Raw genomic sequence first — 20145 nt, forward strand, 5'->3', positions numbered from 1 at the left:
TTAAATATTCATTAAGCGATTGAACTATCTTATTTTATTCCACTTTTGAGAATTAAGAGGAGAAATTCTATTTAAAGTTTCTAGTAATTTAGCATTATTTGTTTGTGGACCGCCTGAGAAAATCGAAACTAATTCGTCACCTTTGGCATCAAAAAAAGTTCTAACTAACAATGAATTTGGTCTAGTTTTTTGAATTTCTGCCAAAGTTTCTATGGAATTTGCAATATTCTCTTTTCCTTTTTTAACATCGTCACTCATAATGTCCAAACCTTGTCTATGATACTCATAAAGTGCTTTTCTAAAAGGGGCAAAAGTCGTAGCTAACATATCGGAAATTAAAAAATAACGATTGTTATTATTTCCTTCAGATTGAGACCATCCTTTATATCCACTGGATTGGGCAACGTTAACAATGTTTGAAGCTATTTCTAAATATTTTGAACCACCATTTAAAGCAAAAGAATCCATATCCATTCCAATAATCATATTAGAATAAAAAGCCAATACAGAAACTAAGTTAGAATTAAAAGAGTTTTGATCGTAAACCATTGTTTCAAATTCGATAAATCGAAAAGTGAAATTTTTATCGTTTATATTTAATATTGGAGTTACTAAAGTAGAGTTAAGAACAGGTCTTGAAGATTGTACTTGTAATGTTGCTTCAAAAACATTTGAACCGTAAGATGTTACATTGATAAAAAAATTACATTCAATTTTTTCTACATCAGTATACTCTTTGTTAGTCCATTTTGTAGTATTTAAAAAATCTTTAATTTGCGTTTCAAGATTTTTAAAAAGCTGTGGATTTCCATTAGCTACCTGTTGGTAGTTAACAGATACCGTTGCATTAAGTTCTTGTGAAAACACATTACCTAATGAAAGTAAGGAAACAAATACTACCAATATTTTACGCATCATAAAATTGAATTACTTTATTAATGATATCTTGAGCTACTTCTTCTTTTGATTTTAATTCTTTTGGTTCGATTGCAAATTCTTTGGATATAAAAGTTACTTTATTAGTAGCTTTTCCAAAACCAGCACCTTCATCATTTAAAGAATTTAAAACAATCAAATCTAAGTTTTTTTTCTGGATTTTTTGCTTTGCATGTTCAATTTCATTTTCAGTTTCCAATGCAAATCCAATTAAGAATTGATTTTTCTTTTGTTCGCCAAGTGAAGCCAAAATATCTTTGGTTTTTTCTAATTCTATAGAGAACGTTGCATCGTTCTTTTTTATTTTCTGGTTAGCTACATTTTTTGGACGATAATCTGCAACAGCTGCTGCAGCAATAGCGACATCAACACTATTATAAAATTCGTGACAAGCATCATACATATCTTGAGCCGATGTTACTCGAATCAATTTAATAGCTGAATTTTGTACATTCAGATGTGTTGGGCCAGTTACTAGAATTACTTCTGCTCCTTTATTTACAGCTTCATTTGCAATATCAAATCCCATTTTACCCGAAGAATGATTTCCAATAAAACGCACAGGGTCAATAGCTTCATAAGTTGGGCCAGCGGTAATTAAAATTTTCTTTCCTTTAAGTGGTAATTTTTCTAGTAAATCATGTTCCAAAAACGAAACAATATTTTCAGGCTCGGCCATTCTTCCTTCACCAGACAAACCACTTGCTAATTCACCACTTTCAGCAGGAATTATAATATTTCCAAATGATTTTAACTTGTGAAAACTATCCAAAGTAGACGGATGTTTGTACATATCCAAATCCATTGCTGGTGCAAAGTAAACTGGACATTTAGCAGAAAGATAAGTTGCAATTAATAAATTATCGCAATTGCCATTTGCCATTTTAGAAAGGGTGTTTGCTGTAGCTGGAGCAACAATCATTAAATCAGCCCATAATCCTAATTCTACGTGATTATTCCATTCTCCATTTCCTTCTTCTTCGTTGTAAAAAGTTGAATAAACCGGATTTTTAGAAAGGGTTGCCAAAGTAAGTGGCGTAACAAAATGCAAAGAAGCAGGCGACATTACTACTTGTACTTGTGCGCCTGCTTTTATGAATAGTCTAACCAAGTTGGCTGTTTTGTAAGCAGCTATACCACCAGATACACCTAGCAAGATTTTTTTACCGCTTAAAACAGACATATTGATTTATTTAGCTTCTCTGTAATAGATTTTACCTTCTTCCCACTCTTGTACTGCTAAAGCATGTGGCTTAGGTAATTTTTCATAGAATTTTGAAACTTCAATTTGCTCTTTGTTTTCAAAAACTTCCTCTAAACTATCGTTGTATGTAGCAAACTCTTCTAATTTTTCAATCAATTCTTTTTTAATTTCAGTATTGATTTGATTAGCACGTTTTGCCATGATAGTAATCGCTTCATAAATGTTTCCGGTAGGCTCTTCTAATTTACTTTTATTGTAAGTAATAGTGTTTACTGGAGCATTTGTTTTCTTTAAATCCATGATTTACTTTTATTTAGAAAATTGTTTTAATTCTTGTTCAATATCGGCCAATATTTTATCAGCTTCTTCTTTAAATTTTGTATTAGGCTTGAATTTAATCAAACTATTGTATAATGATTTAGCGGCATTGTAACGTTCCGCTTTTTTTAAATCGGTACTATTTTTTGCAAAACGATATGCAGTATCAAATCTCAAAAACATAGCTTCTTCCTTGTAAGGTGTACCTGGATAGTCTGCAATGAAATTTTCCAAGCTCTTTAGAGCGGCATTATACTCTAATCGATAATCTGCAATCTTATGATATTGCTTCGCTATTTCAAACGCTTTCTTTTCTTGTTTTTCTCTTAAATCTTTAACATATCCATTTGCCGTAGCGATGTACTGAGATTCTGGATAATTATCTATGAATCTTTGCATCTTATCTAATGCCTTTTCAGTATCCGACTGATCCAAACTATACGCTGGCGACAATTTATAAAAACACTCAGCCGCTAAAAAACTTGCTTCTTCTCTTTTATCACTTTTAGGATATGAAACAACATAATTTTCAAATTGATATCCAGCTAAATAATATTGTTTAGTATTATATAAAGCTTTTGAATAATTATAAAAAAAAGCTTCTGATGTTGGTTTCCCTTTATATGCTGGCGCTACTTGCTCATATAAACGAAGTGATTTTTCATATTTACCCCTTTCATACATTCTATTAGCAACAGCTGCTTTCAAATCAACATCATCTGATTTTAAAGCCTTTTGATAAGGACTACATGACACCAACAAAATGGTAAGAATAAGGAAACTAAAAAATTTATTCATTTGGCTTTATATTTTTTCTTTATAAACATCAATAAGATGTCACCTAAAAAAGCAACTGCAAATTTAGGCATTATTTAATTACTATAAAAATCTTTTTTTTAACTTAATTTTCTTGTAAAATTATGCAATCTTGTAGCTAAATCTTCATTTACATTTACAAGTGGCAATCGTACTGTATTTTCCGATAATCCTAATGCTTTAAAGACTTCTTTAATTCCTCCAGGATTTCCTTGTTCGAAAATCATATCGATACTATCAGCTAAAAGATAGTGCAATTTATAAGCTTCATCTACTTTTCTTTGTAGACCTAAACGTACCATTTCAGAGAATTCCTTTGGAAAACCTTCACCAATTACCGAAATTACTCCCGCTCCACCTGCTAAAACCATCGGTAATGTAATCATGTCGTCTCCAGAAATTACTAAAAATCCTTCTGGTTTTGTTTGGATTAATTTCATTGCTTGAACGATATCTCCAGCCGCTTCTTTAATTCCGATTACATTTTTGAAATCATTTGCAATTCGGATAACAGTAGATGGCAACATGTTACTTGCTGTTCTTCCTGGAACATTGTACAAAATAACAGGAATTGGAGACGCTTCAGCAACTGCTTTAAAATGTTGGTAAATACCTTCTTGCGTTGGTTTGTTGTAATATGGTGAAACTGATAAAATTGCTGAGAAATGAGAAAAATCGCTAGTTTTCAATTCTTCAACAACTTTATGAGTGTTATTTCCTCCAACTCCTAAAACCAAAGGCAATCTTCCTGCATTAGCTTTAATAATAGTATCGATAACTAATTCTTTTTCGTCTTGTGATAACGTTGCCGATTCTGCTGTAGTTCCTAAAACCACTAAATACTCTACTCCTCCTTCAATTACATAATTTACTATTCGCGTTAAAGCCTCTACATCAACCGAAAAATCTTTTTTAAATGGCGTAACTAAAGCAACACCTGTACCAATAAATGATTGCATTTTTTATATTTTATTTAAAATTTTCAAATACTTAAACAATTCTAAAACAAACTCATTAAAATCTTCAACGAGTGTTTTTATGATAAAATGATTGACTCTTTTGTCAACCGTATCAAATCCAACTTTAAATTTGGCTTTTGATTTTGTTGAAAGCAATAAAAGAGCACTTTTATTAACATCGTAATAATTGATTAACAAATCAAAAGGAGTTTCGATAAAATCGTTTACTTCTTTTTTATTGATTTCTCCTGAAATCGAAATGTTTTTTAACGACAAAAAGGGTTCGTTTATTACTTCTTTCTTTTTAATTTTATCTTTATAAACTAAGATAGAAATATTACTTTCTTGAATTCCCTGAGAAACAATTCGCTCCACTAATTGACTAGTTTCATTGAAATATGTTTCGTCTACTAAAACTCCAACCGTCAACACTTTATCGTTTGAACCAGACGAATTTTGAGTTGCTAATCGTTTAGTAACATTTTTTTTAAGAAAAAAGTTCTTTATAATATTATAAAACATAGTATTTTTACCTATTCGACAAAATTAAAAATTTAAGCTTTTGTTATGCTTGTAAATGTAAAAAAGAATACGATATCTTTTGGATTTTTTGTTATATTATTAACATTTAATCTCTTTATATCTTGTAAATCAACTTCTTCCTATCAAACTACTAAAATTGAAGGAAAAAAAATAGGCGTTACCAATGAAAAAGGTGAAAACGAAGCTATTGTAACTTACGTAAAACCTTACAGTGATAATATCAATAAAGATTTAAATAGCGTATTAGCTTACTGTCCAGAAACACAAGACAAAAGCAAGGGAACGTGGCAATCGAATATCGGGAATTTATTAGCAGAAATCACTTTTGAACTTGGAAATCCGGTTTTTCAAAAAAGAGAAAACAAAACGATTGATATTTGTTTGCTAAATCACGGCGGTATCAGAGCTGTAATTCCAAAAGGTGATGTAACTACAAGAACTGCTTTTGAAGTGATGCCTTTTGAAAATAGTTTGTTCATTGTGGGATTAACTGGAAAAGAAATTAAAACGTTAGCCGAATATATCATAAAAGAAAAGAAGCCTCATCCTTTGTACGGAATGAAAATTTATATTGATAAGTCAACTTCAGTAATAAATAAGATTGAAATTAACAATCAACCTTTAGATGAAAATCGAATTTATTATGTGGGAACTTCCGATTATTTAGCCAATGGAGGCGATAATATGACGTTTTTTAAAGAAAGTAAAATCAAATTTGACATGGAATATAAGCTTAGAAATATGATGATTGATTATTTTAAGAAAGTAGATACAATTCCAAACCTAACCACCGAAAAAATAATTTTAGAATAATACTTAAAGCAATGAAGAGAAGAGATTTCATCCAAAAAACAGCTGCGAGTTCGGTTTTACTTGGCTTATCAGGAGTGAGTTTAAGTAGTTTTTCTACTATTGATACCAAAAAGATTACTATTTTACATACGAATGACACGCACAGTCATATCGATCCATTTCCTGCCGATCATCCAAAAAACCCAAATATGGGTGGTGCTGCCAGAAGAGCTGCTATCATAGAAAGCATCCGAAAAGAAGAAAAAAACGTGCTTTTGTTAGATGCTGGCGATATTTTTCAAGGAACTCCATACTTCAATTATTATGGTGGCGAATTGGAATTCAAACTAATGAGTATGATGCAATACGATGTGGCCACAATGGGAAATCACGATTTTGACAACGGAATTGATGGTTTTTATGCGCAATTACCAAATGCAAAATTTGATTTTGTATCAGCTAATTATGATTTTAAAAACACGGTTTTAAATGATATCGTAAAACCTTATAAAATCATTATAAAAGATGGAATTAAGATTGGAATTTTCGGATTAGGCGTTCAATTAGATGGACTTGTGGATAAAAAACTTTACAAAGAAACGGTTTACAACAATCCAATTGAAGTAGCACAAGACATGACGCGAATTCTAAAAGAAGAAAAAAAATGTGATTTGGTGATTTGTTTGTCGCATTTAGGATTCAAATACAAAGACGAACCTGAAAAACCAAGTGATATTGTTTTAGCGCAAAAAACTAAAAATATCGATTTGATTATTGGTGGTCACACGCATACTTTCTTAGACAAACCTGTGATTGAAAAAAATAGTGAAGGAAAAGAAGTTTTAATTAATCAAGTAGGCTGTTTTGGAGTGAATTTGGGTAGAATTGATTTCTATTTAACCAACGACAAATTGCATCACGATCAAACAAAGAATATTATTGTTTAGTACTTTTCTCTATAAAGCAGATATTTTAAAAGAAAATAATACACTGGAATTTCGATTATACAAGAGATATAAATAAAGATATCATTTTTAAAATAATACTTATTTAATACTATAAACATGTCAGAAAAAAAAAGACATAAAATGGTTAACAATAAAAATCTAGAAGCAATTGATTTAAATCGTAATGCATTATAAATACTCAAAATCAAAACCATTAAGAACATTATAATATATCCAATTACTACAAAAAACTCTTTAAACTCCATATTTAAAGTCAAACTTGCAATCTTATAAAAGATAACCAACGACAAATAAGCAATTATAAAATAATTGAAATTGTTTTTTAAAAAATTATTTTTTTTAAAAATTTTCGAATCTGTAACTACATAACTAAATAAAATACCTATTGCTATTAGATACAAATAGGTCGAAAATACTTTAATATCTCTTCCCTCTATCAAAATCAAATTATCAGCAAAAAAGATTACTAAAAACAAAAATAAATTCAAATATATTTTTGTTGCTTTACTTATAAAAAAGTAAGCAAAAGCAATACTTGGAACTATGATGGGTTTAAAAATCAAAGCTATGTCTAAATCGCCATAAACCCTATAAAAAAACAAATAACACAAATAGGAAATAAAATATATATACAGAGCTCCACTAGCTCGGCTATCTATATTTTTATCAGTCTTGAATATCTCTCTTACCATAAAGTTTAAATTTAGTTCTGTAAACAAAATAACTTATGTAACAAAAAAACGATAACTCTTGAGTTGCAACATTAATCATCTTCAAGGCTAATAAATCGGGGATTTTTTTTGAAAAAACAAAAAACAAATCGGATAATAGAAAACAACCAACCATAAAACCCGTGTACAAAATTGTTCTATTAATGTAGTTAATTAGCATTACAAAGGCTAAAATTCCCATTAACAACAATAATATTCCATACAAAGAATAAATAAAAAATTCAAAGCTATTCTCTTCTATCATCATCATTAGTACATTAAAAAACAAATACACTAAAAGCATTACGATAATATAGAAAGAAAAGGTGTTCAGGTTAATTTTTTTCTTTTTCAAATAATAGATTAAATCTTGAAAAATAAAAAACAATATAATGAAATATGGAATTAATAAAAATATAAGCCCCGAAACATTAAACTCTTCTCTACTAATTAAATGCAAAATTTCTCCTATAAAAAAAGACAAAACCGAAAAAGAAAACAAATAATCAATCTTACCCCTAACACTAATATAATAGAAATAATAAATCGACGGAATGATAATTGGCTTACTAAAAAGTTCCAAATTATCGCTTCCAATTATAACAGCAAATACATATAAAATAAAAGCTGTAAAATATAATATTAAAGCCGAATTTACTTTAAGCATCTATCATTTGTTTGAAGTCTAATTCTGATATAATTGCAATTTTTAATTGATTTGCTTTTTCTAGTTTGGATGGTCCCATATTATCTCCAGCAATTACATAATCGGTTTTTGATGAGATTGAACTTCCTACTTTTCCTCCGTTATCTTCAATAGCTTTTTTTAGTTCATCTCGAGAATATATTTCAAAAACTCCTGATACGACAAAGGTTTTTCCTTTTAATTTTTCAGAAAGTAAAACATCATCTTCACCCGATTCTAATTGAACTCCAAAACTCTTAAGCTTATCAATAATACGAATATTTTCTTGATTTTCAAAGAATTGTACGACACTCTGTGCGATTTTATCGCCAATCTCATCAACCAAAATCAAATCCATGATACTCGCTTGAGCAATTGCATCAATTGATTTGTAATGCTTCGCTAGCTTCTTAGCAACTGTTTCACCTACATATCGAATTCCTAACGCATATAAAACACGCTCAAATGGAATCGTTTTCGATTTTTCAATTCCGTTGATTAAGTTTTCTGCTGATTTTTCCGCCATTCGTTCTAACGGAATGATTTGCTCTTTCTTTAATTCGTACAAATCGGCATAATTCATAACCAAACCTGCATTGAACAACAAAGCAACCGTTTCTCCACCTAAACCATCAATATCCATGGCTTTTCTTGTAATAAAATGCTGAATTCTTCCAATAATCTGCGGTGGACAACCATAGAAATTTGGACAAAAATGATTGGCTTCGCCTTCGCTTCTAACCAATTCTGTTTGACATTCTGGACAATGAGTGATATATTTTGTTGGCTCGGTTTGATTACCTCTTTTGGCAACCGCAATAATTTTCGGAATAATTTCGCCACCTTTTTCTACAAAAACTTCATCGCCAATTCGAATGTCTAATTTTTCTATTTGGTCAGCGTTATGCAATGAAGCGCGTTTTACAATCGTTCCCGCCAATTGCACGGGTTCTAAATTCGCAACCGGAGTAATAGCACCTGTTCGTCCAACTTGATAGGAAATTGAATTTAATTTCGTAGTTACTTGTTCGGCTTTAAACTTATACGCCATTGCCCAACGTGGAGATTTTGCCGTATAACCTAATTCCTCTTGATGTTGTAAATTATTGACTTTAATTACCACGCCATCTGTCTCATAAGGTAAATCGTGACGGTGTTTATCCCAATAATTGATGTATTCGAAAACTTCGTTTAGATTCTTAGCTAATTTGGATTGTGTTGGCACTTTAAATCCCCAATCTCGTGCTTTTTGTAAGCCTTCGAATTGGGTTTTAAAAGGTAGATTATTTCCAATTACGAAATACAAAAGGCAATCTAATGGTCGCTTGGCAACTTCGGCACTGTCTTGTAATTTTAAACTTCCAGAAGCGGTATTTCTTGGATTAGAATAAGGTGTTTCGCCAATTTCAATTAACTCTTGATTCATTTTTTCAAATCCAGCAAACGGCAAAATGATTTCTCCTCGAATGTCAAATTTCTCGGGAAAATCTCCTTTTAAATGAATGGGAACTGCTTTTATCGTTTTGATATTATTCGTGACATCATCGCCTTGAAAACCATCGCCACGCGTTACAGCACGAACTAAACGGCCATTTTCATACGAAATACTAATTGATGCTCCGTCGTATTTTAATTCGCACGTATATTCTAAAGAAACATCGCCCAAAACCTTTTGAATTCGGGTTTCCCAATCTTGTAAATCTTCTATGGAATACGAATTATCCAACGAATACATGCGATATTCATGCTTCACCGTTTCAAAATTCTTCGTAACCATTCCTCCTACTCTTTGAGTAGGGGAATTTTCATCGAAGAACTCAGGATGTTGTGCTTCTAAATCTTGTAATTGTTTTAGCTTTTGATCAAATTCAAAATCAGAAATGATAGGTTTATCTAAAACATAATAATTGTAATTATGCTGATTTAATTCGTCTCTTAAATTCTTAATAGTATCTAAAACGTTCATATTTACTGATTGATTAAGCTGTCTAATTTGGTAAACAATTCTCCTTTGCTGATGATTCCGCCTTGCTTGATAATTTCAAACAACGATTCATTTCTGTTTTCTGATAAATCTTTTTTGCCTCTTGTAATTTCAACATCATCGGAAAATAAATTTTCTGATAGCCAATGAATTCCATCAGCAGAAACAAAGTCAATTTGTGGATTATTGGTTTTTATTACGAAAGAAAAAACCACATTTTGCATACATTTAAAAAGAAAAATGTAGTTTTTAGAAAAATGATCAATGTGCGTAACATTCGTCAACGCTTTTTCCCAAATCATATCAGAGAAAACGTCAATTTCTTGTTCGGCAATATGAGGTTTATTTTGCTTAATTTCATCCCATTCCTTTTTATCAATTGATTGTGTAGCTAAAAAAGTAATGAATTCTGGATGTAATTCTTCTAATTGTTCTTTAGTTAATCTTGCGTATTTCATAAAGTAAAGATAAAAAAAAAGCCCCGATAAAATCGGAGCTAATTTATATTTTAAGAAAAATTATGCTTTTTCACCTACGATTTCGTATGGTAATTCAACGATAACATCTCTGTGTAATCTAACTGATGCAGTATATTTACCTACACGTTTTACAACACCACTAGTGATGAATTTTTTCTCAATTGAATGACCGTTAGCTTCTAATGCTTCCACGATGTTAGCGCTAGTAACTGAACCAAACAATTTATCACCACCTGCTTTAGCAGTAATTTTAATTTCTAAAGCTTTTAAAGCTTCAGCTAAAGATTTTGCATCTGCAACGATTTTAGCTTCTTTGTGAGCTTTTTGCTTTAAGTTTTCAGCTAAAACTTTTTTAGCAGAAGGTGTAGCTAAAATAGCAAAACCTTGAGGAATTAAGAAGTTACGTCCGTATCCGTTTTTCACAGTTACTACATCATCTTTAAATCCTAAATTTTGAACGTCTTGTTTTAAGATAAGTTCCATGTTGTTGTCCTTTTAATTAGAAGTTAGCTCACCAATGGCGAAGCAACAACTATTTGTTAAATATTATTTTAATAAATCGGCCACGTATGGCATTAAAGCTAAGTGACGAGCTCTTTTAACAGCTACAGAAACTTTTCTTTGGTATTTTAATGAAGTACCTGTTAAACGTCTTGGTAAAATTTTACCTTGCTCGTTAACAAATTTCAATAAAAAGTCTGCGTCTTTATAATCGATATATTTGATACCTGATTTTTTGAAACGACAGTATTTTTTAGTTTTGTTTGTATCTATATTTAAAGGCGTAAGATATCTGATATCCCCGTCTTTTTTCCCTTTTGCAGATTGCTCTAATGTAGACATGATTAGTTTGTTTTAGATTTTAATTTTGCTCTTCTTCTTTCTGCCCAAGAAATTGCATGTTTGTCTAAAGACACCGTTAAGAAACGCATAACACGCTCGTCACGACGGAATTCAGTTTCAAATGCAATAATGATTTCAGCTGGCGCTTTGAATTCGAATAAGTGGTAAAATCCACTTTTCTTGTGTTGAATTTCGTAAGCTAATTTTTTTAAGCCCCAATCTTCTTTCGATACCATCTCAGCCCCTTTAGAAGTAAGAAAATCTTCAAACTTGCTTACTGTTTCCTTTACCTGTTGCTCAGATAAAACGGGATTCAAGATGAAAACAGTTTCATAATGATTCATAATCTTTATATTTATTGTTATAAAATTGGGTGCAAAAATAATACTTTTATTTGAAATAGCAAGCATAACACATTATTAATTTTTATTAAAAAAACTTGTGTATTTGTAATAATTGTTCTACTTTTAACAAACTATAAAAATTACATGCCCATGAAGTTGAATTGTATCGTTGTAGATGATAGTGCTATTCAAAGAATTACCATCACAAAATTAGTTAACGAATCAACATTATTAAACTTAGTAGGAGATTTTGCCAATGCTCTTGAGGCAAAGAATTGTATCAACAACAATACTATTGATTTAATCTTCTTAGACATTGAGATGCCGTTAATAAACGGTTTCGATTTATTAGACGGACTAAAAACAAAACCACAAATTATATTCATTACTTCAAAAGCAGATTACGCAGTGAAAGCTTTTGATTATGAAGCAACTGATTTTCTTCAAAAACCTATTTCTAAAGAACGTTTTAATAAAGCGGTAAAAAAAGCTACTGAACTTCACGCGTTACGTTATGAAAACCATGAAGATCATGGAGAAAGTATCGTTATCAAAAGTAATTTAAAGAAACTCAAAGTGTATGTTTCTAAAATTAAATGGATTGAAGCTTATGGCGATTACATCAAAGTGGTTACCGATGATGAAAGTCATTTAGTATTATCAACCATGAAAGGTTTTGAAAAAGAGCTTCCAGAAGGTAAATTCATTCGTGTACACAAATCATACATTATTAATTTAGACCGAGTGGAGAAATTCAATAGTAAGTTTGCTGAAATTGGAAATACAAAAATACCATTAAGTCGTAACAAGAAAGAAGAAATTGTAAAAGCTATCGAAAACGCTTAATACACATCGACATCAACTTTTACCTTAATAGCACGATATTGCGGAACTGCTTCAAAACTCATGAGCACTTTCGCAATATTTTTTTTGGTATTGCCCAAATGCTTCTGAACCGGAATTTTAACCATAATAGTGCGAATATACTCATTGCGAATTCTATTAATAGCTGGTTCTTCAGGACCCAAAACGGGCATATCTAAATTTTGAGACAACACGTTATAAATCCACATAGAACCTTCTTTCAGTTTATCAAAATCACGATGTTTCAAAGTAAGTTTTACTAATCTAAAGAAAGGCGGATATTTGAAATTCTGGCGTTCGTAAATTTGCTCTTTATACATTCCTATATAATCATTACCCAAAACTTGTTGGATAGTGTTGTGATATGGATTATAGGTTTGAATTACCACTTTTCCTTTTTTCTCGGAACGACCTGCCCTACCCGAAACTTGCATCATCATTTGATACGCTCTTTCGTAAGCTCTGAAATTCGGTTGGTTTAATAAGTTATCGGCATTTAGAATCCCAACTAAAGTTACATTATCAAAATCTAAACCTTTGGCCAACATTTGCGTGCCAACCAAAACATCGATTTCTCTATTTTTGAAGGAATCGATGATTTTCTCGAAGCCAAATTTTCCTCGAGTCGTATCTTGATCCATTCTTCCGATATTTTTTTCAGGAAAAAAGGTTTTCAATTCCATTTCAATTTGTTCAGTTCCGAAACCTTTAGTAGTTAAATCAACCGATTGACAACTATGACAATGTGCTGGATTAGAAATCGAATGACCACAATAATGACAACGCAATTGATTTTTGAATTTGTAATAGGTCAAACTTACATCGCAACTTGGGCAATGCGGCACATGACCACACGTCATACATTCCACATAAGGCGAAAATCCTCTGCGGTTTTGAAATAAAATAACTTGTTCGCCTTTTGATAAAGTTTCGGTAATTTCCTCTAATAATTCATCAGAAAAATGTCCCGACATTTTCTTTCTGAAATATTTATCTTTTAAATCAACGAGCTGAATTTCGGGTAACACTACATTTCCGTAGCGCACTTTCAATTCCGTTAAACCGTATTTATTGGATTGCACATTATAATAGGTTTCCAAAGATGGAGTCGCGCTTCCTAAAACTACTTTCGCTCCGTGTTGCTTCGCTAAAACTATAGCAGCATCGCGGGCATGATATCGTGGCGCTGGATCGTGTTGCTTAAAAGTTTGCTCGTGTTCTTCATCTACAATTATACATCCTAAATTGGAAAACGGAAGAAACAAAGCACTTCGCACCCCAATCACTACTTTAGCTTTTGGCGAATTTTCTAAAACTTGATTCCAAACTTCTATTCGTTCGTTATTGGTGTATTTGGAATGAAAAACAGCAACTTCATTTCCGAAATAAGCTGTTAATCGTTGTACTAATTGAGTGGTTAAAGCGATTTCTGGCAATAGAAACAAAACTTGCTTTCCTTCTTTAATATATTGTTCTAAAAGTTTGATGTAAATTTCGGTTTTACCAGAAGCGGTAACTCCGTGTAATAAATTTACATCAAACGATTTGAAATTTTCTTGAATGCTCTCAAAAGCTACTTGTTGGGCTTCACTTAACGTGAATTGACTATCATCATCTTTATCGAAAGTTACTCTATCTTGGACGATGTAATATTCTTCGAAAATTGTTTTATCAACTAAAGATTTTACAATTGCTGCAGAACTTCCCGAAGTTTCAATTAGTTTTTTTACTGAAATAGGTGCTTTTTCACGAGCTTGTAATTGGAAATAATGTAGAACCAATTCGCGTTGCTTTTTGGCTTTGGATAACATTTCTAATAATTCGGCTAATCTTTCTTGTTGCAAAAATTCTTCTTGCAATCTGATATAACGAACTAATTTTGGTTTGTATTGTTCCGAAATTTCTTCTTGCAAGACCAAAGCGCCTTTCGCCAATAATCGATTAATGATTGGGAAAACTGTTTTCTTTCCTAAAATCTTAATCACCTCTTGAACTGTAATCGAAGATTGACTTTTTAAAGCTTCTAAAATTAGATATTCGTCATCTTTAAGTTCATTCGAATCAATTTCGACATTTTCTTTAGCTGAAATAATGGTTTCACTTTCCAAAATATAACCAGAAGGCAATGCACTTCGAAAAACCTCGCCTAACGAACACATATAATAAGACGAAATCCATTTCCAATGTTCGATTTGGTGAAGATTCACAACTGGTTTTTCATCTAAAATTTGATGAATTTCTTTTGCTTCGTATAATTGAGGTGGCGTATTCGTTTTATCTAACACCAAAGCAGTATAAATCTTAGTTTTCCCAAAGGGAACTGCCACTCGCATTCCTATTTGAATGTAGTTAAATTCCGCTTCCGAAACCTGATACGTAAAGGTTTTAGAAACAGCTAATGGTAAAACGACTTCGATAAAATACAGCATAGAACAAATATAGTTGGAAAAAGAGAATAGAGAAAAGAAAAAAGAGAAAAGATAAATACATCAATAAAAAAAAGCGTCCTCGATTGAGAACGCTTACTTTTATATTTAGTTGGAATTATTTTCCTAACATTTCGTCTTTTAAATCTTTATCAGCTGGTTTGTCGCATAACCAGATTCCGAATAAAGCTTTTTTGAAATCGTGACCGTCAATGCTTCCTTTTTTAACTCCGTTTTTGTAAACAACAACTCCTTCGTTAGGCACATTGATGATAATAAAAACATCCCCTTTTTTGATTTCTTCTTTGAAGAAACCTTTGAATTTATCAATTTTAGCTTTTAATGGAGCTGTTTTCTTACCTGTAGCATTTTCAAAACCTTCATTGATAGCAGAAACCATTTTTTCAGAAGTAATCAAACCTGAAACGATGTTTAGTTTAATAGCCGCTCCTTCTTTACTGTTCATGATTTCAGAAGCATTTGTACTTTTTTTCTCTAAATACAAAGAACCTACGTACATGTCCATAAACATTTTAACACGAGTTCCTGCTCCGTTTAAGACTAAAGACTGACCTTCTAAACTCATTTTAGCATCTACTTTAACTCCTGATACAGTTTTTTGTGCATTAACCGTGAATACAGTCGCAATCAACATTAAAAATGTAATAACTTGTTTTCTCATAATCTTTTTTTTTAGTTTGGTTAAATATATAAATTTTTTCTTTTCAATTTTGAAATTGTTGCATTTAGTTCGAAACCTAATAATAAAACCATGCAATTAATCCAGATATAAAACATTAGTACAAGAAGCGTACCAATTGAACCATACAACTCGTTGTACTTAGCAAATTTAGTTACATAAATTCCGAAAATGTAGGATGATAAAATTATTAAAATAGTAGTAAAAACAGCACCATAGCTAATAAATGACATGCTTGAGGTTTCTTTAGCTCCAAATTTATATAAAATTGAAGTGGTAATTAAAATCATCAAAAGAATGAATCCGTATCTACTCCATTCAATTAATGCGATATCCGTTACTTCTCCAAAAAGATTAATTTTTTGAATCATTACTTCAGCAACTACAATCGCAGCAACCGTGATTAGTAAAATCATCGACAATACTAAAGAAATAGCTAATGAAATGAAATATTGTTTAAAAAAACCTCTAGTAATCGTAATGTGGGCCGACATTTCAAATCCTCCCAAAATGGCATTAATTCCGTTAGTCATCAACAAAATAGACAAAATAAAACCTGATGAAAGTAATCCTTGGTGACTAGTTTCCATAATATCTTTCAAAATGGCTTCAATAGCTTCGTAAGTATTGGGTGGAACTCCTTCTTCTACAAACTCTAAAAAATCGGCTTGGAAATTTTCCAAAGGGATAAACGGAATTAAATTCAAGATAAATAAAGCAAATGGAAATAACGCCATAAAGAAACTGAACGCAATGGCACTCGCTCTGTATGAAAAAGCGCCTTTGAAAATTCCCAAAACATACATTTCTAAAATATCATAAAGCGACAAACCTTCTAAAGATTTAAGCTTTACAGCTTTTGTAAGCGAAATTAATTGTCTTACAACAGGAATTTTATTGAGTTTATTTTCTATTTCTTCTGACATACATTATATTGCTTTTAGGCTTAAATCCATATTATAAACTGAATGCGTTAAAGCACCTGAAGAAATATAATTCACTCCACATTCTGCGTAATTACGAATGGTTTTTTCATTAATATTTCCTGAAGATTCTGTCAAAGATTGATTTCCAATCATGGCTACTGCTTTCTTAGTAGTTTCGTAATCGAAATTGTCTAATAAAATTCGATAAACGCCGCCAGCATCTAAAATTTGTTGCACTTCGTCTAAATTTCTGGCTTCTACAATGATTTTTAAATCTTTTTTATTATCGATTAAATATTGCTTTGTCTTTGCAATCGCTTGCGGAATTCCTCCAGCAAAATCGTTGTGATTGTCTTTCAACATAATCATATCGTACAAAGCAAATCTATGATTTTCACCACCACCAATTTTTACCGCCCATTTTTCGATGGCACGGATTCCAGGTGTGGTTTTACGAGTATCTAAAATTTTAGTTTTTGTTCCTTCCAGTAAATCAACAAACATTTTGGTTTTCGTTGCGATGGCGCTCATGCGTTGCATTGAATTCAAAACCAAACGTTCCGCTTTCAAAATCGATTGCGAACTTCCGGAAACATGAAAAACAATATCGCCATGTTTCACTCTTTGACCATCATTGATAAAAGTTTCCACTTTCATGTCTTTATCTACATAATGAAAAATCATTTTAGCGAATTCTACTCCTGCGATAATCCCTTCATCTTTAACTAACAACTTCGCTTTTCCTTGTGCTGAAGCTGGAATACAAGCCAACGAACTATGGTCGCCATCTCCAACATCTTCGCGAATGGCATTGCTAATGATTAATTCTAATTCTTTTTGAAATTGCGCTTCTGAAATCATGTTTTGTAAATTGAATTGCTAATGTAAGAAATCCTTTGAAGTTTAAAAAATATTGAGTGTTTAAAAACAAAAAACTCCCAGATAAATCTGAGAGTTTCATTATGATTGAATTTAAAATTCGATTAAGATAAAGCTGCTTTTACTTGGTCAGCAGCTTCTTGGAATTGTACTGCAGATAAAATTGGCATACCTGAATTATCGATTAATTCTTTAGCAATTTCTGCGTTTGTTCCTTGTAAACGAACGATGATTGGCACTTTAATAGCGTCACCCATGTTTTTGTAAGCATCAACAACACCTTGAGCAACACGGTCACAACGAACGATTCCACCAAAAATGTTAATTAAAATAGCTTTTACGTTTGGATCTTTTAAAATGATACGGAAAGCTGTTTCCACACGTTTAGCATCGGCAGTTCCACCTACGTCTAAGAAGTTAGCTGGCTCAAAACCTGCATACTTAATTAAGTCCATAGTAGCCATTGCTAAACCAGCTCCGTTTACCATACAACCTACAGTTCCATCTAAGTCAACGTAGTTTAATCCTACTTCTTTAGCTTCTACTTCGATTGGGTTTTCTTCTCTAACGTCTCTCATTTCAGCATATTTTGCTTGTCTGAATAAAGCGTTATCGTCGATATTTACTTTAGCATCAACTGCTAAGATTTTATTGTCAGATGTTTTTAATACTGGGTTGATCTCAAACATTGAAGAATCAGAACCGATATACGCTTTGTATAAAGCATCGATAAATTTCACCATTTCTTTGAAAGCCTCACCAGACAAACCTAAATTGAAAGCAATTTTTCTAGCTTGGAAACCTTGTAATCCGTAAGCAGGATCAATTTCTTCAGTAAAAATTAAGTGTGGTGTGTGCTCAGCTACTTCTTCGATATCCATTCCACCTTCAGTAGAATACATAATCATGTTACGTCCTGTTGCTCTGTTTAATAATACAGAAACATAGAATTCAGAAGTTTCGCTTTCACCAGGATAATAAACATCTTCAGCAATTAAAACTTTGTGAACTGTTTTTCCTTCTGGTGGAGTTTGTGGTGTAATTAACTGCATTCCGATGATTTGCTCAGAAATTTCAGTTACTTGGTCTAAGTTTTTAGCTAACTTAACTCCTCCACCTTTTCCTCTACCTCCAGCATGGATTTGTGCTTTTACTACGTACCAACTTGTACCTGTTTCAGCAGTTAATTGTTTTGCTGCAGCTACCGCCTCAACTGGATTGTTTGCAACAATACCACGTTGAACACGTACTCCATAACTAGCTAGGATTTCTTTACCCTGATATTCGTGTATGTTCATAATTGTTATGCGTTTATCTTGTTTAAAAAAGTGCCACAAAAATAGCAAAGTAATTTTTAATGGACTAACTTTTTTTCGTTTAATTTGGGAATTTGATATACATATTCGTATTAAAACTACAACTCTAAAAAAACACAAATGTTACAAATAAAACATTTTGTTATATTTTGTTAATAATTGTTTTAAAAATTGCATCTTTTAAATATTGATTTACTTTTGCATCAAATTAAATCAAAAATGAAACCAGAAGTATTACAACAATTAGCAACAGAATTTGGAAGTCCATTATATGTTTATGATGCGGAAAAAATCGCCTTTCAATACAACCGATTACAAAATGCATTTAGCAAAGTAGAACGCTTTAAGGTACACTATGCTGTTAAAGCTTTATCGAATGTTTCTGTTTTGAAATACTTAAAAAGTTTAGGTTCTGGATTAGATACAGTTTCTTTACAAGAAGTACAATTAGGATTACATGCTGGTGTTGACCCAAAAGATATCATTTATACGCCTAATGGCGTTTCGATGGAAGAAATTGAAGAAGTAGCACAATTAGGTGTTCAAATCAACATTGATAATTTATCAATTTTGGAACAATTTGGAACGAAACACCCAACAATTCCAGTTTGTATTCGAATTAATCCACATGTGATGGCGGGTGGAAACGCGAATATTTCGGTGGGTCATATTGATAGTAAATTTGGAATTTCGATTCATCAATTGCCTCATATTTTAAGAATTATTGAAAACACGAAAATGCATATCAATGGAATCCACATGCATACGGGTTCTGATATTTTAGATGTGGAAGTATTTTTGTATGCAGCCGAAATCTTATTCGAAACTGCAAAAAATTTCAAAGAGTTGGATTTTATTGATTTTGGAAGTGGTTTTAAAGTTCCTTACAAAAAAGATGATATTGAAACCAATGTAGAAGAATTTGGAAGAAAATTAACGAAACGTTTTTTAGCTTTCGAAAAAGAATATGGTCGACCATTAACACTAGCTTTTGAACCTGGAAAATTCTTGGTTAGCGAAGCAGGTTATTTCTTAGCGAAAGTAAATGTGGTAAAACAAACCACTTCAACAGTTTTTGCAGGAATTGACTCAGGATTCAATCATTTAATTCGTCCGATGCTATATGGAGCGCAACATCATATTGAAAACATTTCCAATCCGAAAGGAAAAGAACGCTACTACTCGGTAGTAGGTTATATCTGTGAAACCGACACTTTTGCTAGCAACCGAAGAATTACAGAAATTCACGAAGGTGATATTTTGTGTTTCCGAAACGCAGGCGCATATTGCTTTTCAATGGCATCTAACTACAACTCACGACTAAAACCAGCGGAAGTGCTGTGGAAAGAAGGAAAAGGTCATTTAATCAGAGAACGCGAAACGTTTGATGATATTTTGAAAAATCAGGTAATGATTGAAATTTAGTTTTTTTGTTAAGTAAAGAAAAGCCCGG

21 protein-coding genes are annotated in these 20145 nt (G+C 31.8%); 4 read left to right on the forward strand and 17 right to left on the reverse strand.

Translation table 11 applies throughout. The features are described from left to right. Positions 1-24: 24 nt before the first annotated feature. The 6 genes from porD to BP92_RS0113995 form a co-directional block, all read right to left on the reverse strand. Complete coding sequence (porD, locus tag BP92_RS0113970; RefSeq protein ID WP_084329786.1) at positions 25-918, reverse strand: type IX secretion system protein PorD; 894 nt, start codon at positions 916-918, stop codon at positions 25-27. Then, the gene (gene coaBC / locus BP92_RS0113975) at positions 908-2119 is read right to left on the reverse strand and encodes a bifunctional phosphopantothenoylcysteine decarboxylase/phosphopantothenate--cysteine ligase CoaBC (RefSeq protein ID WP_026726591.1); all 1212 of its coding nucleotides are present in this window, start codon (positions 2117-2119) and stop codon (positions 908-910) included. Before coaBC ends, porD begins: the two co-directional genes overlap by 11 nt. A 6-nt stretch (positions 2120-2125) precedes the next feature. Further along, entirely contained in the window at positions 2126-2440 is a 315-nt protein-coding gene (locus tag BP92_RS0113980; RefSeq protein ID WP_026726592.1) for a DNA-directed RNA polymerase subunit omega, read from the reverse strand. Positions 2441-2449: 9 nt separating this feature from the next. Further along, positions 2450-3256, reverse strand: coding sequence for an outer membrane protein assembly factor BamD (locus tag BP92_RS0113985; RefSeq protein ID WP_026726593.1), 807 nt, complete (start codon positions 3254-3256; stop codon positions 2450-2452). A gap of 98 nt (positions 3257-3354) precedes the next feature. After that, positions 3355-4233 (reverse strand): 4-hydroxy-tetrahydrodipicolinate synthase, encoded by an 879-nt coding sequence (gene dapA / locus BP92_RS0113990; protein WP_026726594.1) that lies wholly within the window; start codon positions 4231-4233, stop codon positions 3355-3357. Between the two features lie 3 nt (positions 4234-4236). Continuing rightward, on the reverse strand, positions 4237-4755 hold the full coding sequence (locus BP92_RS0113995; protein WP_026726595.1) for a DUF6913 domain-containing protein: 519 nt from the start codon (positions 4753-4755) through the stop codon (positions 4237-4239). Positions 4756-4800: 45 nt separating this feature from the next. On the opposite strand from BP92_RS0113995, the gene BP92_RS0114000 reads away from it, so the two are divergent. Together BP92_RS0114000 and BP92_RS0114005 are read left to right on the forward strand one after the other, a co-directional pair. Beyond that, positions 4801-5589, forward strand: a complete 789-nt coding sequence (locus BP92_RS0114000) for a 5'-nucleotidase C-terminal domain-containing protein (protein ID WP_026726596.1) — start codon at positions 4801-4803, stop codon at positions 5587-5589. A gap of 11 nt (positions 5590-5600) precedes the next feature. Continuing rightward, positions 5601-6515, forward strand: a complete 915-nt coding sequence (locus tag BP92_RS0114005; RefSeq protein ID WP_026726597.1) for a bifunctional metallophosphatase/5'-nucleotidase — start codon at positions 5601-5603, stop codon at positions 6513-6515. Between the two features lie 687 nt (positions 6516-7202). Here BP92_RS0114005 and BP92_RS0114015 read toward each other — a convergent pair. The 6 genes from BP92_RS0114015 to rpsF form a co-directional block, all read right to left on the reverse strand. Next, positions 7203-7913, reverse strand: coding sequence for a hypothetical protein (locus BP92_RS0114015; protein WP_026726599.1), 711 nt, complete (start codon positions 7911-7913; stop codon positions 7203-7205). Then, positions 7906-9897 carry an NAD-dependent DNA ligase LigA gene (gene ligA / locus BP92_RS0114020; protein ID WP_026726600.1) on the reverse strand — a complete coding sequence of 664 codons (1992 nt, stop codon included), beginning with the start codon at positions 9895-9897 and terminating at the stop codon, positions 7906-7908. Before ligA ends, BP92_RS0114015 begins: the two co-directional genes overlap by 8 nt. 2 nt (positions 9898-9899) lie before the next feature. After that, complete coding sequence (locus BP92_RS0114025) at positions 9900-10373, reverse strand: DUF6495 family protein (protein WP_026726601.1); 474 nt, start codon at positions 10371-10373, stop codon at positions 9900-9902. A gap of 60 nt (positions 10374-10433) precedes the next feature. Further along, entirely contained in the window at positions 10434-10877 is a 444-nt protein-coding gene (gene rplI, locus BP92_RS0114030) for a 50S ribosomal protein L9 (RefSeq protein WP_026726602.1), read from the reverse strand. 63 nt (positions 10878-10940) lie between these two features. Continuing rightward, entirely contained in the window at positions 10941-11237 is a 297-nt protein-coding gene (rpsR, locus tag BP92_RS0114035) for a 30S ribosomal protein S18 (RefSeq protein ID WP_008253655.1), read from the reverse strand. 2 nt (positions 11238-11239) lie between these two features. Next, positions 11240-11581 carry a 30S ribosomal protein S6 gene (rpsF, locus tag BP92_RS0114040; protein WP_026726603.1) on the reverse strand — a complete coding sequence of 114 codons (342 nt, stop codon included), beginning with the start codon at positions 11579-11581 and terminating at the stop codon, positions 11240-11242. 150 nt (positions 11582-11731) lie between these two features. On the opposite strand from rpsF, the gene BP92_RS0114045 reads away from it, so the two are divergent. Further along, a complete protein-coding gene (locus BP92_RS0114045) occupies positions 11732-12427 on the forward strand; it encodes a LytR/AlgR family response regulator transcription factor (protein WP_026726604.1) in 696 nt (231 codons plus the stop codon). Here the strand turns inward: BP92_RS0114045 and priA are convergent. The 5 genes from priA to sucC all read right to left on the reverse strand — a co-directional run bounded on the left by priA (position 12424) and on the right by sucC (position 18674). Next, positions 12424-14874 carry a replication restart helicase PriA gene (priA, locus tag BP92_RS0114050; RefSeq protein WP_026726605.1) on the reverse strand — a complete coding sequence of 817 codons (2451 nt, stop codon included), beginning with the start codon at positions 14872-14874 and terminating at the stop codon, positions 12424-12426. The two genes, BP92_RS0114045 and priA, sit on opposite strands and share 4 nt — an antisense overlap. 115 nt (positions 14875-14989) lie before the next feature. After that, complete coding sequence (locus tag BP92_RS0114055; RefSeq protein ID WP_026726606.1) at positions 14990-15553, reverse strand: chalcone isomerase family protein; 564 nt, start codon at positions 15551-15553, stop codon at positions 14990-14992. Positions 15554-15573: 20 nt separating this feature from the next. Continuing rightward, on the reverse strand, positions 15574-16497 hold the full coding sequence (locus tag BP92_RS0114060; RefSeq protein WP_026726607.1) for a YihY/virulence factor BrkB family protein: 924 nt from the start codon (positions 16495-16497) through the stop codon (positions 15574-15576). 3 nt (positions 16498-16500) lie between these two features. Beyond that, a complete protein-coding gene (gene nadC / locus BP92_RS0114065; protein ID WP_026726608.1) occupies positions 16501-17358 on the reverse strand; it encodes a carboxylating nicotinate-nucleotide diphosphorylase in 858 nt (285 codons plus the stop codon). 122 nt (positions 17359-17480) lie between these two features. Further along, positions 17481-18674 (reverse strand): ADP-forming succinate--CoA ligase subunit beta, encoded by a 1194-nt coding sequence (gene sucC, locus BP92_RS0114070; protein ID WP_026726609.1) that lies wholly within the window; start codon positions 18672-18674, stop codon positions 17481-17483. 237 nt (positions 18675-18911) lie between these two features. Between sucC and lysA the strand changes: the two genes are divergently transcribed. Next, positions 18912-20117 carry a diaminopimelate decarboxylase gene (gene lysA, locus BP92_RS0114075; protein ID WP_026726610.1) on the forward strand — a complete coding sequence of 402 codons (1206 nt, stop codon included), beginning with the start codon at positions 18912-18914 and terminating at the stop codon, positions 20115-20117. Positions 20118-20145 lie beyond the last annotated feature (28 nt).

The sequence above is a fragment of the Flavobacterium sasangense DSM 21067 genome (assembly GCF_000686885.1).
Lineage (GTDB): Bacteria > Bacteroidota > Bacteroidia > Flavobacteriales > Flavobacteriaceae > Flavobacterium > Flavobacterium sasangense.

Bases quoted from the DNA above. Each gene is read 5' to 3' on its own strand.
- porD (WP_084329786.1), bottom strand. From the start codon at position 918: ATGATGCGTAAAATATTGGTAGTATTTGTTTCCTTACTTTCATTAGGT.
- coaBC (WP_026726591.1), bottom strand. From the start codon at position 2,119: ATGTCTGTTTTAAGCGGTAAAAAAATCTTGCTAGGTGTATCTGGTGGT.
- BP92_RS0113980 (WP_026726592.1), bottom strand. From the start codon at position 2,440: ATGGATTTAAAGAAAACAAATGCTCCAGTAAACACTATTACTTACAAT.
- BP92_RS0113985 (WP_026726593.1), bottom strand. From the start codon at position 3,256: ATGAATAAATTTTTTAGTTTCCTTATTCTTACCATTTTGTTGGTGTCA.
- dapA (WP_026726594.1), bottom strand. From the start codon at position 4,233: ATGCAATCATTTATTGGTACAGGTGTTGCTTTAGTTACGCCATTTAAA.
- BP92_RS0113995 (WP_026726595.1), bottom strand. From the start codon at position 4,755: ATGTTTTATAATATTATAAAGAACTTTTTTCTTAAAAAAAATGTTACT.
- BP92_RS0114000 (WP_026726596.1), top strand. From the start codon at position 4,801: ATGCTTGTAAATGTAAAAAAGAATACGATATCTTTTGGATTTTTTGTT.
- BP92_RS0114005 (WP_026726597.1), top strand. From the start codon at position 5,601: ATGAAGAGAAGAGATTTCATCCAAAAAACAGCTGCGAGTTCGGTTTTA.
- BP92_RS0114015 (WP_026726599.1), bottom strand. From the start codon at position 7,913: ATGCTTAAAGTAAATTCGGCTTTAATATTATATTTTACAGCTTTTATT.
- ligA (WP_026726600.1), bottom strand. From the start codon at position 9,897: ATGAACGTTTTAGATACTATTAAGAATTTAAGAGACGAATTAAATCAG.
- BP92_RS0114025 (WP_026726601.1), bottom strand. From the start codon at position 10,373: ATGAAATACGCAAGATTAACTAAAGAACAATTAGAAGAATTACATCCA.
- rplI (WP_026726602.1), bottom strand. From the start codon at position 10,877: ATGGAACTTATCTTAAAACAAGACGTTCAAAATTTAGGATTTAAAGAT.
- rpsR (WP_008253655.1), bottom strand. From the start codon at position 11,237: ATGTCTACATTAGAGCAATCTGCAAAAGGGAAAAAAGACGGGGATATC.
- rpsF (WP_026726603.1), bottom strand. From the start codon at position 11,581: ATGAATCATTATGAAACTGTTTTCATCTTGAATCCCGTTTTATCTGAG.
- BP92_RS0114045 (WP_026726604.1), top strand. From the start codon at position 11,732: ATGAAGTTGAATTGTATCGTTGTAGATGATAGTGCTATTCAAAGAATT.
- priA (WP_026726605.1), bottom strand. From the start codon at position 14,874: ATGCTGTATTTTATCGAAGTCGTTTTACCATTAGCTGTTTCTAAAACC.
- BP92_RS0114055 (WP_026726606.1), bottom strand. From the start codon at position 15,553: ATGAGAAAACAAGTTATTACATTTTTAATGTTGATTGCGACTGTATTC.
- BP92_RS0114060 (WP_026726607.1), bottom strand. From the start codon at position 16,497: ATGTCAGAAGAAATAGAAAATAAACTCAATAAAATTCCTGTTGTAAGA.
- nadC (WP_026726608.1), bottom strand. From the start codon at position 17,358: ATGATTTCAGAAGCGCAATTTCAAAAAGAATTAGAATTAATCATTAGC.
- sucC (WP_026726609.1), bottom strand. From the start codon at position 18,674: ATGAACATACACGAATATCAGGGTAAAGAAATCCTAGCTAGTTATGGA.
- lysA (WP_026726610.1), top strand. From the start codon at position 18,912: ATGAAACCAGAAGTATTACAACAATTAGCAACAGAATTTGGAAGTCCA.